14 protein-coding genes are annotated in these 16,058 nt (G+C 61.6%); 5 read left to right on the top strand and 9 right to left on the bottom strand.

The window, feature by feature from the left end:
* The first annotated feature begins 46 nt into the window (after nucleotides 1–46).
* A complete protein-coding gene (locus tag ACMGT0_RS11605; protein ID WP_054056583.1) occupies nucleotides 47–934 on the top strand; it encodes a LysR family transcriptional regulator in 888 nt (295 codons plus the stop codon).
* Nucleotides 935–969: 35 nt separating this feature from the next.
* Here the strand turns inward: ACMGT0_RS11605 and ACMGT0_RS11600 are convergent, their stop codons facing one another.
* Together ACMGT0_RS11600 and ACMGT0_RS11595 are read right to left on the bottom strand one after the other, a co-directional pair.
* Complete coding sequence (locus tag ACMGT0_RS11600; protein WP_416772647.1) at nucleotides 970–1,263, bottom strand: metal-sensing transcriptional repressor; 294 nt, start codon at nucleotides 1,261–1,263, stop codon at nucleotides 970–972.
* A gap of 58 nt (nucleotides 1,264–1,321) precedes the next feature.
* Nucleotides 1,322–1,672 carry a DUF3147 family protein gene (locus tag ACMGT0_RS11595; RefSeq protein WP_054056585.1) on the bottom strand — a complete coding sequence of 117 codons (351 nt, stop codon included), beginning with the start codon at nucleotides 1,670–1,672 and terminating at the stop codon, nucleotides 1,322–1,324.
* A 693-nt stretch (nucleotides 1,673–2,365) separates the two neighbouring features.
* On the opposite strand from ACMGT0_RS11595, the gene dusA reads away from it, so the two are divergent.
* Entirely contained in the window at nucleotides 2,366–3,367 is a 1,002-nt protein-coding gene (gene dusA / locus ACMGT0_RS11590) for a tRNA dihydrouridine(20/20a) synthase DusA (RefSeq protein ID WP_081005861.1), read from the top strand.
* A 178-nt stretch (nucleotides 3,368–3,545) separates the two neighbouring features.
* Here dusA and rssC read toward each other — a convergent pair whose 3' ends face one another.
* Together rssC and rssB are read right to left on the bottom strand one after the other, a co-directional pair.
* Complete coding sequence (gene rssC / locus ACMGT0_RS11585; RefSeq protein ID WP_054056588.1) at nucleotides 3,546–4,028, bottom strand: anti-sigma factor antagonist RssC; 483 nt, start codon at nucleotides 4,026–4,028, stop codon at nucleotides 3,546–3,548.
* Nucleotides 4,028–5,209 carry a two-component system response regulator RssB gene (rssB, locus tag ACMGT0_RS11580; RefSeq protein WP_054056589.1) on the bottom strand — a complete coding sequence of 394 codons (1,182 nt, stop codon included), beginning with the start codon at nucleotides 5,207–5,209 and terminating at the stop codon, nucleotides 4,028–4,030. Before rssB ends, rssC begins: the two co-directional genes overlap by 1 nt.
* 275 nt (nucleotides 5,210–5,484) lie before the next feature.
* On the opposite strand from rssB, the gene ACMGT0_RS11575 reads away from it, so the two are divergent.
* Nucleotides 5,485–5,781 carry a PilZ domain-containing protein gene (locus tag ACMGT0_RS11575; RefSeq protein ID WP_054056590.1) on the top strand — a complete coding sequence of 99 codons (297 nt, stop codon included), beginning with the start codon at nucleotides 5,485–5,487 and terminating at the stop codon, nucleotides 5,779–5,781.
* Nucleotides 5,782–5,910: 129 nt separating this feature from the next.
* On the opposite strand, the gene ACMGT0_RS11570 is transcribed toward ACMGT0_RS11575, so the two are convergent.
* Nucleotides 5,911–6,597: a VacJ family lipoprotein gene (locus ACMGT0_RS11570; protein ID WP_054056591.1), complete on the bottom strand. Its 687-nt coding sequence runs from the start codon at nucleotides 6,595–6,597 to the stop codon at nucleotides 5,911–5,913.
* 197 nt (nucleotides 6,598–6,794) lie between these two features.
* Here ACMGT0_RS11570 and ACMGT0_RS11565 point away from each other — a divergent pair, with 197 nt between their 5' ends.
* Together ACMGT0_RS11565 and ACMGT0_RS11560 are read left to right on the top strand one after the other, a co-directional pair.
* A complete protein-coding gene (locus ACMGT0_RS11565; RefSeq protein WP_054056592.1) occupies nucleotides 6,795–7,403 on the top strand; it encodes a hypothetical protein in 609 nt (202 codons plus the stop codon).
* A gap of 121 nt (nucleotides 7,404–7,524) precedes the next feature.
* Nucleotides 7,525–7,788 carry a DUF4404 family protein gene (locus ACMGT0_RS11560; protein ID WP_054056593.1) on the top strand — a complete coding sequence of 88 codons (264 nt, stop codon included), beginning with the start codon at nucleotides 7,525–7,527 and terminating at the stop codon, nucleotides 7,786–7,788.
* Between the two features lie 77 nt (nucleotides 7,789–7,865).
* Here the strand turns inward: ACMGT0_RS11560 and ACMGT0_RS11555 are convergent, their stop codons facing one another.
* From ACMGT0_RS11555 to ACMGT0_RS11540, 4 genes are all read right to left on the bottom strand, one after another.
* Complete coding sequence (locus tag ACMGT0_RS11555; RefSeq protein WP_054056594.1) at nucleotides 7,866–12,722, bottom strand: NAD-glutamate dehydrogenase; 4,857 nt, start codon at nucleotides 12,720–12,722, stop codon at nucleotides 7,866–7,868.
* 373 nt (nucleotides 12,723–13,095) lie between these two features.
* On the bottom strand, nucleotides 13,096–13,950 hold the full coding sequence (locus tag ACMGT0_RS11550; protein WP_241494417.1) for a hypothetical protein: 855 nt from the start codon (nucleotides 13,948–13,950) through the stop codon (nucleotides 13,096–13,098).
* Nucleotides 13,940–15,364: a hypothetical protein gene (locus ACMGT0_RS11545; RefSeq protein WP_054063796.1), complete on the bottom strand. Its 1,425-nt coding sequence runs from the start codon at nucleotides 15,362–15,364 to the stop codon at nucleotides 13,940–13,942. Before ACMGT0_RS11545 ends, ACMGT0_RS11550 begins: the two co-directional genes overlap by 11 nt.
* Nucleotides 15,361–15,999: an ABC transporter ATP-binding protein gene (locus ACMGT0_RS11540; protein ID WP_054063797.1), complete on the bottom strand. Its 639-nt coding sequence runs from the start codon at nucleotides 15,997–15,999 to the stop codon at nucleotides 15,361–15,363. The genes ACMGT0_RS11545 and ACMGT0_RS11540 overlap by 4 nt, the downstream gene beginning before the upstream one ends.
* Nucleotides 16,000–16,058: the final 59 nt, after the last annotated feature.

Below are 16,058 nucleotides of genomic sequence, written 5' to 3'. Positions count from 1 at the left end.
ACCAACGCAAGCCACATCGGCAAACTGGCAAAGGAAGATTGCAACGATGCAATATCAAGTCACCCACAGTGACCTGCACCTGGTGCTGGCACTGGTGCGCGGACGCACCCTGGCCAGGGCCGCCGAGCAACTGCAGGTGGACGTCTCGACGGTGTTCCGGGCGATCCGCAAGCTGGAGGCCAACCTCGAAGTCGCGCTGTTCGACAAGAACCGCCGCGGCTACACCCCCACCGAAAGCGCCAAGGCGATCGCCGAGCAGGCCGAACGGGCCGAGCAGGCGCTGGAGACGGCGCGCATCGCCCTGGCCCATGGGGAAAACGTCATCAGCGGCACGGTGCGCCTGACCTGCACCGATGCGGTGCTGCGCAGCCTGCTGCTGCCCGGGCTCTCGACGCTGATGCCGCGCTACCCGGCCATTTCCTTAGAGATCGCCACCTCCAACAACTTCGCCAGCCTGAGCCGGCGTGACGCGGACATTGCCCTGCGCCTGTCCAACTCGCCCCCCGAGCACCTGGTGGGACGGCGCCTGGGCAAGAGCTCCTACTTCGTCTGCGGGCACGCGAGTTTTCGCGAGGGCTATCGGCAGTCACCCACCGAGCAGCCCTGGATCGCCCCGAACGACTCCCTGGCCGAGCATATCTCGGTGGTATGGCGCCAGCAGGTCTACCCTGGCCTGGTGCCACGCTATCGTTGCAGCAGCATGTCCTCGGTCGGCGGCCTGGTCGGCGCCGGCCTGGGCGTGGCGGCCCTGCCCGACTTCATGGTCAACAGCCTGGAAGGCGTGGAACGGCTGAGCGGGCCGCTGGAGGGGTGCGATACGGATATCTGGCTGCTGACGCGGCCGGACAACCTGTCGTTGCGTTCGGTGCAGATCCTGTTCGACGAGATGGCCAACCTGCTCAGGGGCATGATCGAAACCGGCGGGGCACAGTAGACAACTGGCCGGTCACGCAGATGGCGCGCAGCGCCTTACAGGTACTTGGTGATCTGCCGGAACTCTTCCAGCGGCGCCCTTTCGCCATCGGCCAAGGCACAGACGGCGTGCTCCAGGCAATGGTCGATATGATCCTGGATCAGCGTACGCTTGGCCTGGCAGACCGCCTTTTCGACCGCGTGCAGTTGCTGGGCGATATCCACGCAGGCACGGCCATGCTCGATCATCGTGACAATGCTGCGCAGGTGACCTTCGGCGCGCTTGAGGCGCTTCACGATGGCCTCATGCGATTGATGCGTGTGGTCATGCGGCGGTGTGGGTTGGCTCATGGCACGGTCCGGCGGGAATAAACACTCAGTATCCCCCAGGAGGGGTTGCTCTCCAAGCTCAAAGCAAGTCGATGCCGAATCGACGCAACACCAGGGCGAACAGCAGGAACGCCGCCAGGCTGATCAGGATCCCGACCAGCAGCGCCCACCAGAACCCCAGCCGCGCCAGCAGCAGCGGAAACACCAGGAACATCGGCAGCGTCGGCACGACGTACCAGAAGGTGTACCAGGCATGATTGGCGATCTTTTCCGGGCTCTGCTGCTCATAGTACAGCCAGATCAGCGTCAACAGCGTCACCAGCGGCAGCGCCGCAACCAGCCCGCCCAGCCTGTCACTGCGCCTGGCGAACTCCGACACCAGCACGACGATGGCGGAGGTGACGAAGTACTTGGTGAGTAGCCAGGTCATGGGCTTGGCGTCCGGGGGCGTAGTAGCTTGGGAATACCCTCATCCTATCCCTCCAGGGGGGATACCTCAATACCTATCGACACTGATGGGAAATTGGGACGGACTTATTTTTATAAGTACGGCAGGTGTAAAAGTAAGCCTTCTCCCGTCTTCCAAATATATGCTACGCCAGGCTCTGAAAATGTATGCCGGAGGTAAGCTGCGATGAGTCCTTCCACCATGGTTGGCGATTGCGATGAGGTATTCACTGGCGTGCTCACGACACGAGAAGTCTGCCAAGTGCTGCGAGATGTCGTTCTTGGACGACGAACGATGGTGAAAGCCGGCAGACAAACCGGGAACGGGGCCGACACCGGCCACTTTGCGGTCGATGTCGAGGGGTGGCAAATCACGATTTGCAACGATGGCGATAAGCTCGACTATTGCGAGCAGACTCAGAGCCCGGATGGGAGAACGTGGCAGCTCGCTCCTGGAGATCGATACGGGACTGATCCCATTGCCCTGCTCAGCACCTGGGAGCACAGGGTGCTGGAGGGACTACTGAGAGCGCTTTGATCGCAATCCTGCTCTCTTATCCTACCCCCTTCCTGTGAGCCACCCCATATTCTGGTAAACTCCCCCATTCAGCCCCACGCCACTCAAGCCAGCGCTCTGCTCATTCGCGCCGGCCGCGCCCACAGCGACCGATTTTCCATGCCCTTGAACGACGTTACCTCCTCCCGCCCCGAGCCCTCGCGCCGCTTCAGCGTGGCGCCCATGATGGACTGGACTGACCGCCATTGTCGGTACTTTCTGCGCCTGCTTTCCAGGCACACCCTGCTCTACACCGAGATGGTCACCACCGGCGCCATTCTCCATGGCGATCGTGAACGCTTCCTGCGCTACAACGCTTCCGAGCACCCGCTGGCACTGCAACTGGGCGGCAGCGTACCGGCCGACCTGGCCGCCTGCGCGCGGCTGGCCGAGGACGCCGGCTACGACGAGGTCAACCTCAATGTCGGCTGCCCCAGCGACCGGGTGCAGAACAACATGATCGGTGCCTGCCTCATGGGCCATCCACAGTTGGTGGCCGATTGCGTGAAAGCCATGCGCGATGCGGTGTCGGTTCCGGTGACGGTCAAGCACCGTATCGGCATCAATGGCCGCGACAGTTATGAAGAACTCTGCGATTTCGTCGGCACGGTGCGCGAGGCCGGTTGCGGCAGTTTTACCGTGCATGCGCGGATCGCGATCCTGGAGGGGCTGTCACCCAAGGAGAACCGCGAGATTCCACCGCTGCGCTATGACGTGGCGGCGCGCTTGAAGCAGGACTTCCCGCAGCTGGAGATCGTGCTCAACGGCGGGATCAAGACGCTGGAGCAGTGCCAGGAGCACCTGCAGACCTTCGACGGGGTGATGCTGGGGCGCGAGGCCTATCACAACCCGTACCTGCTGGCTGAAGTGGATCAGCGGCTGTTCGGCAGCACGGCACCGGTGATTTCCCGGGCCGAGGCGCTGGCGCAGTTGCGGCCGTATGTGGCCGAACATATTGCCAGTGGCGGGGCCATGCATCATGTGACCCGCCATGTGCTGGGGCTGGGCACCGGCTTTCCGGGGGCGCGGCGGTTCCGCCAGTTGCTGTCGGTGGATATTCACAAGGCGCAGGACCCGCTGGCGTTGCTGGATCAGGCGGGGGCTTTGCTGGAGGGACGGTGATTGCTGTCCTGGGAGTCAGCTGGAGCGGTGTTATCGTTCCCGACGCCTCGGTGAATCCTCCTTCCACAGCAGATCATCCCCCTGGAAAGCACGGACTAGCCTTTGACATGGCCAGCGCAAAAAGGGCGACATCCGTGGGGATGTCGCCCTTTTTTGTACGCCCTGAGGCGTCAGTGGCTCAACTGCGCTCCAGCGCGTTCACCAGGTCGTGAAACGCTTCGCGGTTGGAGTCGTTCAGCCCCATCAGGATCTTGTGCGCTTCCAGCACCTTGACCCGCACCACTTCTTCCGACTGGTCCTGCGAGGGCAGGTCGGTCAGGCATTCCGGGCACGGGATCGGGCGGTTCACGATGTTGAACACCTGGTCGAAGCCCATGGACTGCAGCAGGCGGGTAATGTCGTCGTGGACAGTCACCAGCGTCGGCAACAGGCCGACTTTCTGCCGCGACAGGATCGAAAGCTTGGCCAGCAAGCCCAGCGTGGTACTGTCGATGCTGCGGGTTTCGGTCAGGTCGATCACGATCGCGGTGAAGTTCAGCGCCGTGAAGATCTTCTCGATCGTGGCATCCAACGCCGAACACAGGGTCAGGCGCACTTCACCCACGAACTTCAGAACGAAGGTGCCATCCTGCTCGGCGAATTGGATTCTACCGGTACTCATCAAAGGTTCCTGCTCAACACTAACAGGGCGATATCATCCGGCATCTCCCCTAGCGTGGCCAATCCAAAAACCTGGCGCAAGCCATCCAGGCTGCCCCCGGCTGTTCTCACCAGTTCAGGCAAGGCAGCCTCTTTCTCTTTGAGTGTATCTTGTTGCAAAAGGTCCAGAATGCCATCAGACATCAGTGTAAGACTGAATGTCGGCGGCAGCTCCAGAATGTGATCCTCGTAGGCGGCCTCGTTGAAGAGGCCGACCGGCAGACCACGCCCCTCCAGGTAACGCACGCTGTCCGGGGTGTAGAGCACCGGCAGCGGCAGGTGGCCACCGATGCTGTAGGTCAACAGCCCGGTTTCCTCGTCGATCACGCCACCGACCATGGTCACGTGCTTGCCCAGCTTGCAGTTGATCAACCCGCGGTTGATATGGCCCAGCACCTGCGAGGGCTTGAACTCCGGCAGCGTGCCATTGCGCTTGGACTCGAACAGCAGGCGCGTGGTCATGAACTTCAACAGGACGGTGACGAACGCCGACGAAGCGCCATGCCCCGAGACATCCGCCAGGTAGAACGCCACCCGCCTCTCGTCGACCCGGAAGTAGTCGACGAAGTCGCCGGACAGGTACAGGGACGGGATGATCTGGTGGGCGAAGTGGAAATCGTCGATGCTCCACGGGCTGACCGGCAGCATGTTCATCTGCACCTGGCGCCCGGCGTTCTGGTCTTCCTGCAGCAGGTGAAGGCTGGCTTCGAGCTCGCGGTTGGCGGCTTCGAGCTTTTCGCGGTAGCGCTGGTTCTCCAGCAGCAGGCGCGCCCGATCGAGGGCCCGGCGCACGGAGTGCTCCAGCACGGCGAGGTCTTCGAGGGGCTTGATCAGGTAGTCTGCCGCGCCCAGGCGCAGGGCCTCGACGGCATCGTTCATGACGCCAGCGCCCGAGACCACGATCACCGGTGTCTGCGGCGAAAGGTCGGAGACCTGGCGGATCAGTTCCAGGCCGCCCATCTGGGGCATGCGCAGGTCACAGATCACCAGGTCGGGCCTTGCTTGCTCGAATACCTGAAGTCCCTGCAGGCCGTTGCCGGCTTGCAGGACGCTGAATCCGCTGTCTTCCAAATAGGCCGCAAGGCTTGCGCGCACTACTTCGTCGTCATCTATTATCAGCAGCGTGGCACTGGTTTTCTGCATGTGGGCAAACGGCGCCAGAATTAGGTTGGCGTAGACAGCAGGGCCTGGACCCCGCTCGTACTACTGGATTCGCTTTCTAGCCTCTCCGGTTCGAGCCGACCGAACGATCAGGTCCGGTGCATCGGTATCAGAGGTGCCCTTCTAAGGCGCAGACGGTACTCTCATCCACCGGGCGTTTCAAGCTCATGCCGATGGTCGCTTGAGGTCTTTACACCTCAAATCACCGGGAGTTATAAGAAGTGTGAAAACCACAACGGAATCGAAGGATGGAGTCGATGAGCCAAACCGATCGTGACTACGAGGAAAAGCGTGATTACATCCGGATGCGCGTCGATGCCGACGTGACGCTGATCCATGCCGGGCTGGAGATTTCGGCGGTGTGCGTGGACCTGTCCAGCAGCGGGATGCAGGTGGCGGCGCCGCGGGCGTTCAAGGCCGGCGATCAGTTGCTGGTGAGGATCGACTCCGATCATCCGTCGCTGAGGGGGCTGGAGGCGGAGACCGAGGTGGTTTGGGTGCGGGATCAGGATGGTGGGCAGCGGTTGGGGTTGCACATTCTCAAGATGAGTTGAGGCAGATCCCCGGGATCTCGGCGGTTCGCCGGCAAACCCGGCGCCCGCAAGGGCCAGCGGCGCTTGCGAAGCGGGTGTGAAATGAAAAAGGCGACTCCAGGAGTCGCCTTTTTGTTGGCCGGCCGACAACTAGAAGTCGTCGACGACCTTGCCGTCCTTCACCTTGAACTCGCGGTTCTGCAGGTAGGCGTTGCGGATGAAGATGTACTTGTCGCCGCTGATCAGCTTCTCGCTCGACAGCAGGCTGGCACGGGTGTCGATCACGTCCAGGCCCATGGTGATGTTGCGCGCTGGCACGTCGTGGATATAGCGGTAGGGTTCGGTGTAGCTGTCGACCACCTTGGCCGGTGCATCGCGCAGGGTGCTCGGGCCGAAGAATGGAATGACCACGTAAGGGCCGCTGTCCAGGCCCCAATGGCCGAGGGTCTGGCCGAAGTCTTCATCGTTGCGCTGCAGCCCCATTTTGGTGCCGACATCGAAGAAGCCGCCCACACCCAGGGTGGTGTTGAACAGCAGGCGCGCGGTATCGACACCCGCCGCCTGGGGCTTGAATTGCAGGACGTCGTTGACCAGGTTGCCGACGTCGCCGAAGTTGCGGAAGATGTTGTGGATGCCGTCTTCCAGGAATTGCGGGGTCACGGCCTGATAGCCCTGGGCCAAGGGTTTCAGGGCGTAGGTGTCCAGCGTATCGTTGAACTTGAAGATTGGACGGTTGACGCTTTCCCACGGATCTTCGTCGGCCGCGTGCGCGGCGAATGGCACCAGCGCCATGCTGGCACACAAAGACACTTGAGCTAGACGATCGATCCAGCGCATAAAAAGAAACTCCTTGGACGAGACGGGATGCGGGCGCCATGCCCTGACAATTGGGGTCAGTATAAAGCGGATACCTGCATTTAGGCAGTATGACCCAGACAAGTCCTACAAAGAATTACAAGTAGGACCGACAGCAAGGAGTCACTCAACTGTCATGGCAACGCCTTATTCTGCGAAGTTATTTCAAGGACGTTGCCATGCCACTCACCGCCGCCGCACCACTGCCCAACCCCACTGCCCTGCTGTTCGGCCTAACCGGCTGCCTGGTGGATTTCGGTGCCCGCGCCCGACATGGCCAACGCCCGGATGAACACAGCCATGCCACCCCTGGCGCACTGGAAGTGTTGCAGGATATGCAGCAGCTCGGCGTACCCTGCGCCTGGATGGATGAATTGCCCCATGAGGTCAGCACGCCCCTGGCCGCGACCCTGCCGGCCTGGGTGAAACCGGCTGGCGCCTGCCCTGATGCCCGTTGGCCATCGCCCAACGCCTGCTGGCAGGCATTGATGGGCCTTGGCGTGCCGCAACTGGAGGGCTGCGTGCTGGTCAGCGGCGAGCCGCGCCTGCTGCAGTCGGGGCTCAATGCCGGGCTGTGGACCATCGGCCTGGCCTCCTGCGGCCCGCTGTGCGGCCTGACCCCGGTGGAATGGCAGGCACTGAGCCGCCAGGAGCGGGAAAGCAAGCGCGGCAAGGCGACCGTGGAACTGTTCAGCCTCGGCGTGCATTCGGTGATCGACCACCTCGGCGAACTGTCCACTTGCCTCGCCGACATCGCCCTGCGTCGCCTCAAGGGCGAGAAGCCCTGATACGTGGCATTGATGGGGATCAGGCACGAATCGCCGCGGTGGATTACGCTGAAAGTCAGGCACCGACCTTTATCGCGTCACGAAGGTCTATGCCAGAGACTATCCATAGAAGGAAACCACCATGCCTGCCCGCGAACTGCAAGAACAACTCGACACCCTGCGCGAGCAACTTGAACAGAACCCGCCGCTGTCCGAGGCCGAGCGCGCCCATCTGCAGGACCTGATGCAGCAGATCGCACTGCAGTTGCAACTGGAAAGCGCAACCCAGGACACCAACCTGGCCGACGGGGTGAACCTGGCGGTCGAGCGCTTCGAACTCGAACACCCGACCATTGCCGGCACCCTGCGCAATATCGTGCGGACCCTGGGCGATATCGGTATCTGACCCTCCACCCGAACCCGAAAAAAAACCCCGACTCTCACGAGCCGGGGCTTTTTTTGATGACAGCTTGTTTCAGGCTATCACAGCCCTGATTGACCACTCAGGGCCAGGTCCATCAGCTCACGGTTGGCGACCGCGTACATGGCGTAGTCGGTGCCGCTGGCGGCACGGATCTCCACCAGCATCGCACGCCAGCGATCGGCCATGCTCGCGTTCTGCTCCAGCCACAGGGCCACACGGGCCTCCATGTCCTGCGGCGCATCGGCCAGCTTGAGCACCGAGATGGTGATCGCACGCTGCTGCCAGTCGACATCGTCGCGGAACGCCTCGCGGGCCTGGGCCTGCCAGTTGTTGGCCACGCGCAGGTCGCTGATCTGCTGGGAGTACCAGGTCAGGTCCAGGGCACTGCCCACCGCGAAGTAGGCCTTGGCCACTTCGGCAGCGTCGTGACCGGTGACGTCGGCGGCTTCGATGATCGGCAACAGGGTGTACAGGTGCGTGGTGCCGGCCACCATGCGTGCCAGCAGTTCCGGTACGCCAGCCTTGACGTAGGCCTGGTAGCGGGTCTGCCAGACTTCACGGGTCGGACCTTCCAGCAGTTCGTCGAGCTTGAGGCCCAACGCCGCCAGGTGCGGACCAAAGTGCGCGACGTCACGGGCGGCGTCCTGCTCGTTGCGACGGCTACGCAGGAACCAGCGGGTGGCACGACGGCCCAGGCGCATCAGCTCGTCCATCAGTTCCAGCTGGGTCTCGGCCGCGACCTTGTAGTCCAGGGCCTCGATCTGACGGAACCAGTGCGGCAGGTGGAAGATGTCCCGCACGATCACATAGGCACCGGCGACGTTCGCCGGGCTCATGCCGGTGGACTCCTTCAGGCGCTGCACGAAGGTGATGCCCATGTGGTTGACCAGGTCGTTGGCGATCTGGGTGCTGACGATCTCGCGCTTGAGGCGGTGACGGCGCATGGCATCGGCGAACTTGCTCACCAGCATCGGTGGGAACGCGGTTTCCATGTCGCGGGTCAGGTAGTCGTCATCCGGCACCTTGGAGTCGAGCAGCGCGGCCTTGAGGTCGATCTTGCTGTAGGAGATCAGTACCGACAGCTCGGCACGGGTCAGGCCCTGGCCGGCGGCAACGCGTTCGGCCATCTGCTCTTCCGACGGCAGGAACTCGATGGCACGGTCCAGCTTGCCACGGCCTTCCAGGTCGCTCATCAGGCGCTTGTACTCGGCGATGCGGTCGTAGGCACGCCGCGCCGCCAGGGACAGGGCCTGGGTCTGCTTGTAGTTGTTGCCCAGCACCAGGCCGCCGACTTCGTCGGTCATGCTGCCCAGCAGCTGATTGCGCTGCTTCTCGGTCATATCGCCGGCCTGCACCACTTCGTTGAGCAGGATCTTGATATTCACCTCGTGGTCGGAGCAGTCCACGCCACCGGCGTTGTCGATGAAGTCGGTGTTGGAGCCGCCGCCATTGAGGCCGAACTCGACGCGACCGAGCTGGGTCATGCCCAGGTTGCCGCCCTCGCCCACCACCTTGCAGCGCAGTTCGTTGCCATTCACCCGCAGGGCGTCGTTGGCCTTGTCGCCGACATCGGCGTGGCTTTCGCTGCTGGCCTTGACGTAGGTACCGATACCGCCGTTCCACAACAGGTCTACCGGCGCCTTGAGCAAGGCGTTGAGCAGCTCGGTCGGGGTCAACTTGTCGGCGCTGATGTCGAAGCGCTCTTTCATCTGCGGGGTGATGGTGATGCTCTTCGCGCTACGCGAGAAGATACCGCCGCCCTCGGACATGATGCTGGTGTCGTAGTCCGACCAGGCCGAACGCGGCAGGTCGAACAGGCGCTTGCGCTCGGCGAAGCTGGCCGCCGGCTCCGGGTTCGGGTCGATGAAGATGTGCAGGTGGTTGAACGCCGCGACCAGCTTGAGCTTGTCGGACATCAGCAGGCCGTTGCCGAACACGTCGCCGGCCATGTCGCCGATGCCGACCACGGTCACGCTGTCTTCCTGGACGTTGATGCCACGCTCGCGGAAGTGACGCTGCACGCCGACCCACGCGCCCTTGGCGGTGATGCCCATCTTCTTGTGGTCGTAACCGGCCGAGCCGCCGGAAGCGAAGGCGTCGCCCAGCCAGAAGCCGTAGTCGATGGCGATGCCGTTGGCGATGTCGGAGAAGGTCGCGGTGCCCTTGTCCGCCGCCACCACCAGGTACGGGTCATCGTCGTCATGCCGCACGACGTTGGCCGGTGGCACCAGCGCGCCGTCCTTCAGGTTGTCGGTGATGTCCAGCAGGCCGGAGATGAAGATGCGGTAGCAGGCGATGCCTTCGGCCGCGATCTCGTCACGGCTGCCGCCCAGCGGCAGGCGACGTGGCAGGAAGCCGCCCTTGGCGCCCACCGGCACGATCACCGAGTTCTTCACCTGCTGGGCTTTTACCAGGCCCAGTACTTCGGTACGGAAGTCTTCCTCGCGGTCCGACCAGCGCAGGCCGCCGCGGGCGACGTTGCCGAAACGCAGGTGCACACCCTCGACCCGTGGCGAATAGACGAAGATCTCGAATTTCGGCACCGGCTTGGGCAGCTCGGGGATCGCGTGCGGGTTGAACTTGAAGCTGAAGTACGACTTGTTCTGGCCGTTGGCGTCGGTCTGGTAGAAGTTGGTCCGCAGGGTCGCCTTGATCAGGTCGAGGTAGCGACGCAGGATGCGGTCTTCGTTCAGCACCTGGACGTCGTCCAGCGCGGTCAGGATCGCCTGCTCCAGGCGCTGCTGCTTGTCGTCGAGGTCTTCGGCGCTGAGCTTGCGGGCCAGGTAGAAACGGGTCTTGAACAACCGGGTCAACTCGCGGGCGATATCGGTGTGGTTGTTCAGGGTGCTGGCGATGTAGCCGAGGTCGAAGCCCAGGCGGATCTGCTTGAGGTAGCGGGCGTAGGCACGCAGCAGCGCCACATCGCGCCATGGCAGGCCGGCGGTCAGTACCAGGCGGTTGAACGCGTCGTTCTCGGCATCGCCACGGACGATGTGGACGAAGGCGTCCTGCAGGGTGTCATTGAGCTGCTGGATATCCAGGTCCAGGCCTTCGGCGGCGCTGAAGGCGAAGTCATGGATCCAGAATTCGCGACCGTTGCTGTGGCGCAGGCGGTAGGGGAACTCGCCCAGCACGCGCAGGCCGAGGTTCTCCAGGATCGGCAGCACGTCGGACAGCGCCAGCGGGGTATCGGCGTGGTAGAGCTTGCAATGCAGCTCACGCTGACCGACCTGGCCCAGCGGCTGGTAGAAGCTCATGACCAGAGGGTTGGCTTCGGTCAGGCTCAGCAGGTGCTGCATGTCGACCACCGCCGAGTGCGCGGCGAAACGCTCGCGATAACCGGCCGGGAAGCCTTTCGGGAAGTCGGTCAGCACGTTGGTGCCATGGGCCTCGCCGAAGCTCTCGACCACCAGGCTGGCGTAATCGTCCTGCCAACTGCGGCAGGCCTGGATCACTTCCTTCTCCAGCAGCACCGGATCGATGTCCAGTCGGTTCTTCGGGTCGACCCGCAGGATCAGTTGCACACGGGCCAGCACGGATTCGGAGAAGAAGGTCCAGAACTCGCAGTCGCTGGCCTTCAGGCGATCCATCAGCACCTGCTGGATCTTCTGGCGCACTTCGGTGGAATAGATGTCACGCGGCACATAGGCCAGGCAGTAGCAGAAGCGGCCGTACGGGTCCTTGCGCAGGAACACGCGGATCTTGTTGCGCTCCTGGATCTGCACGATCGACATCACGGTGCTGAACAGCTCGTCCACCGGGGTCTGGAACAGGTCGTCGCGCGGCAGCACTTCGAGTACCTGGGCCAGTTCCTTGCCCAGGTGGGCCTTGGACTGGAAGCCGGAACGGCGTTCGATTTCCTCGACCTTGCGACGGATGTACGGGATCACCCGCACGCTCTCGCCATAGACCGAGGAGGTGTAGAGACCGAGGAAGCGGCATTCCTTGATCACCTTGCCGTTGGCGTCGATCATCCGCACGGAGACGAAATCCGGATAGGCCGGACGGTGTACACGGCTTGGGTGGGCGGCCTTGGCGAACGACAGCGGGGTCGGTTCGGCCAGGTAGGCGACGGCGTAGTCCTCGATGCGCAGGTCTTCGGCGGTGAGGCCGGCGCGCAGCAGCTTGGTCAGGCCGAGGAAGGAATTGGGGTCATACTCGATGTGACCGCCGTCCTGGTCGCCGTGGACCACGAACTCCTCGTAGCCGAGGAAGGTGAAGTGGTTGTTCACCAGCCATTCGAGGAAGCTCTTGATTTCGGCCTTCTCATCGGCGGCGATGGCGAACTGGCTGTTGTCGATGCCCTGGATCAGCTCCTGGACCTTGGCCTTCATCGGCTCGAAGTCGGCGACCGCGACCCGGACTTCCGCCAGCACCTGCTCCAGCTCCTTGGACAGCACGTTCAGCTCGGCGGCGTTGGCGCAACGGTCGATCTCCAGGTACATCAGCGATTCGTTGAGAATCCCTTCGCCCTGGGTACCCTTTGGCAGAATCTCCAGCAATTCGCCCTTGCTGCCACGACGCACGCTGAGCACGGTGGTCTGCAGGGTATGGATGCTGTAGCCGCGGCGGTTGAGTTCGGTGCGCACCGAGTCCACCAGGAACGGCAGGTCGTGGTGCAGGACTTCCACGGCGGTGTGGGTCGATTGCCAGCCATGGCGTTCATAGTCCGGGTTGTAGACCCGTACTTGGGACTGGGCGTGGTCGAAGCGCTCGAGCAGGCGCCAGGCTGAGAGGGTGCAACCGGCGAGATCGGAGAGTCGACGCTGGGTCAGTTCGTCCAGGGAAATGATGCCGAAGAACTGTTCAGCAAACAGCGCCACTTGTGGCAGTGCCTGCTCGCTGATGTGCTGCGCCAGTGCCGCTTGCAGTTGATGCTGGAAGTCGGCCTTGCTGGCTGCGGTGAAGAACGCCATCTGTGGTACTCCGCTTGGGCTTTGTTTTATATAGAGAGAAGCGTCGCGAGTTTCCCCCGCAAAAGGGGGGGCCTTCATCACTGGGCAGGTGTAGCTTGGGCAGTGCACAGTGACAGGTTGATGATGCTGATCGCGACCCAGGGGTCACATCCACGTTCGAAGATTAGCCTCTTCCACGGCCGCCGCCGGTTTTACAGGCCGGGGCCGGGGAAAAACTATCCGTTGCGAAGCTTAACGAGAGGGCCGACAGGCGTTCTTGCGACGCTGCGACATATTCGGACATTGACAGGCAGCACCGAACGGCTACGGGAGACTTTCAGCCGACGACGCCCACCCATGCGCCTCACCAGGCCAGGAAAGGGACCGGCCGCCTTCAGCCGTCGCGTTTGCCGGCCCCCTGAAGGCCGGCAATCTCAGCGTCCAGTGCCTGCCTGAACTTGTGCAACAGCGCCAGGTAGTTCATCGGATCACGGGCATGGTCGAAAAACCAGGTCTTGTAGCGGCCATACCTGAGCTCATCCAACTGCAACTGGTTTTCGACAAAATCACCGCCGGGCAATACACTGCGGTTGGGCCCCACCCCTTTCCTGATGAAGGCCACACCGGGATAGACATGCAGCGCCTCGATCTCCCAGCTCGGGATCAGTGCTTTCATCTCCTGGGAAAGCAGATTGTTCCGGTTGATGATATCGATGGTCTGCTTGAGCCAGCGCACGGGCGTGTCGAGGAAATCCTTGGCCAGCGTTGAGCCGTCATAAACCGGCCAGTAGGACGTGAAGTAATCCTCAAGAATGTAATACCCTCCAGCCACCACCCCCGTGATCAGATTGAACAGGCTGGTCAACTGGTCGCTGCGCCGGTGACTGCCATCATCGATGATGATGTCGAACGGGCCGTATCGCTTCATGAAACGATCCAGTGCGAGCGGGTCGCCTTGGTCGACCACAAAGGTTTGGATTCTGTCGCTGTCAAGTTCACGCTTGTCGTAGATGTCCAGACCATGGATGGTCGCCAGGGGAAAAACCTCGGCCCAGAGCTTCAGCGAGGCACCGCCCGGGTCGGCGCCCTCGCCTCCCACGCCTATTTCCAGCAGTTTGAAAGGGCGTCCCACGTAATCCAGCAAGTGATTCGCGTAAAACCGGTGGTAATGGTGCGTGACCACCTTGTCACAACCATATCGGCTCCCTACGGCCTGGAGACGCTCTTCAAGGTCCTTTTTACCTGGCATCGGCAAAAACCTCGCGAATGAATGTTCGATGTTTTTCGGTCCAGGTTTCTGCCCACGACCTAGGCCAGTTCACGACGGCATTCTCATAGCGTGACTGGATATCATCCGTCCGTTTGACGCCCTCGATAATGGCTGAAGACAATCGATGCAGATCGGGCGGGACCGCAATGATGTTCCTCGATATGGCGGCGAGGTAGTCCGGCGTCTTGGTCGCAAACGTGTTGGTGACGACGATGGCACCGGAAGCGGCAAGGTCCATCGGGATCAGGCTGGGGTGTGGCGAGGACATCAGGGTCAGGCACAGGTCGAAGGTCTTGGTGACGGCCTCATATTCATCCAGGGGCATCCTGGGCAACTGCACCACCTCCACGCCTTCGGCCAACCGGACAGAGGCATTGCCGATGCCCATCCCGTAGAACTCCCAGTCGCCCTCGTCGAACGCGCCCTTCTTGAACGCCTCGATCAAGGCCAGCGCCGCCATTTCGAACATGTTCCGGTTCACCGCCGGGCGACTGTAGAATACGAACCGCTTACGGCCTTTGCTCTTTTGCTCATAAAACTCTTCCTGCGCGTAAATCGAGGAGGAGCAGGCATTGTCGAAACTCATCGATCGCAGGGGCTGCCGCTCAGGAATGATGGCATTGCTCTTGAGATAGTTTAAAAGGGCACTCGACGACGACAAGGTGTGATAGTTGAAGTCGTAGGAGTTCCTGGAAATACAATACTGACTATTGAATGGATGAAAGGCCGCTTCAAAATCCTGAATCAGATAAAGGAATGGACGCGCGCCCGTCAACTGGGCAATCCTGTTGGCAAAGTAAGCGCTATACCAGACCGTAGCGACACAGTTGTCTCTTGGCGACACCCTCAACGGCACGAGACGCGAACCGATGTACTCGACCTCCATCAATTCGAACAGACGCTCCATGGAGGGAAATTTTTGCAATGCCTTGCGGAACTCGTCTTCGACATAATAGAAATTGTCGAACAGTACCAGTCGCACGCGATAACCCTGTTGGGCGATAAACATCGCCACATTGAAGACCCCAAAGAACCCTGCGGAAATGGTATTGATCGTAAATGCCGGCACCAGCACATTTATGCGCACGGGCGCCTGCTGATCGACGATCACATCGGGCAGGTCATAAGCCCTGTTGACCATCAGGTTGAGCAAGTGCTCGTCATAGAGTTGTGGTCGTTCGAGTTCCGACTTTTCCTGCTCGCGCATCAAGGCGGGCAATGGAAGGAATACATTCGCCACTTTCAATAGGTAGTAAGCCAGCCTGACCCGTGACGGGAGACCGGACAGCGACTTGCCTTCGCGCAGGCTCGCCAGGGCGAGACGGCAGGCATAGGGCCCCAACAGCTCGAATGCGGTCGCCTTGGCTATCCTGAAAATTGCGGCCTTGCTCATACGCTCTCCTTGATCGACTCAATCGCCACGATGCTGCCGGATTCGAGCCTGATGGTTTTATTGCAGAACTTGTTGAGCAACTCCTTCGAGTGAGAGGCCATGACCACGATCTTCGAGCGGTGCATCATGCTTTCCATTCGCTGCCTGGCTTTCTCCTGGAAGGATTCGTCGCCCACGCCGAAGACTTCATCGATCAGCAGGATGTCGCTGGAATAAAGTGTCGAGATGGCAAAGATCAGCCGCAGTTGCATACCCGAGGAATAGGAGCGGATCGGCAGATCCAGATAGCCGCCCAATCCAGAAAACGCCTCGATCTCGGCAATATCCGCCTGCACCTGGCGCAACGGATAACCGTACAGTCGCGCCAGGCGATCGATGTTCGCCCGCCCCGACAATTCATGGTCCGTGCCGACGCCGAGTTCGAACAGGGCACGCACGCTGCCCTGCAGATGACGGGTGCCACTGGAGGGCATGTAGATCCCGGCCAATGTCCGCAGCAGACTGCTCTTGCCCGAACCGTTGTGACCAATCAGCCCCACCCGGTCGCCATCGACCAGCGTGAGGTTGATATCTTTCAGTGCCTGGATGTGAACCGTATGGGAGTCATCCCTGGAAATAATGCCTCCGGTACTCATCCTGACCAATTGCGTCCTGAGAGAGGCGCCCGCTTCGGTAATGACGGGAAAACTCAGCG

The organism is Pseudomonas sp. RHF3.3-3, assembly GCF_048069595.1.
GTDB classification, from domain to species: domain Bacteria; phylum Pseudomonadota; class Gammaproteobacteria; order Pseudomonadales; family Pseudomonadaceae; genus Aquipseudomonas; species Aquipseudomonas fuscovaginae_B.
This window is presented reverse-complemented; position numbering and strand designations above follow the sequence as displayed.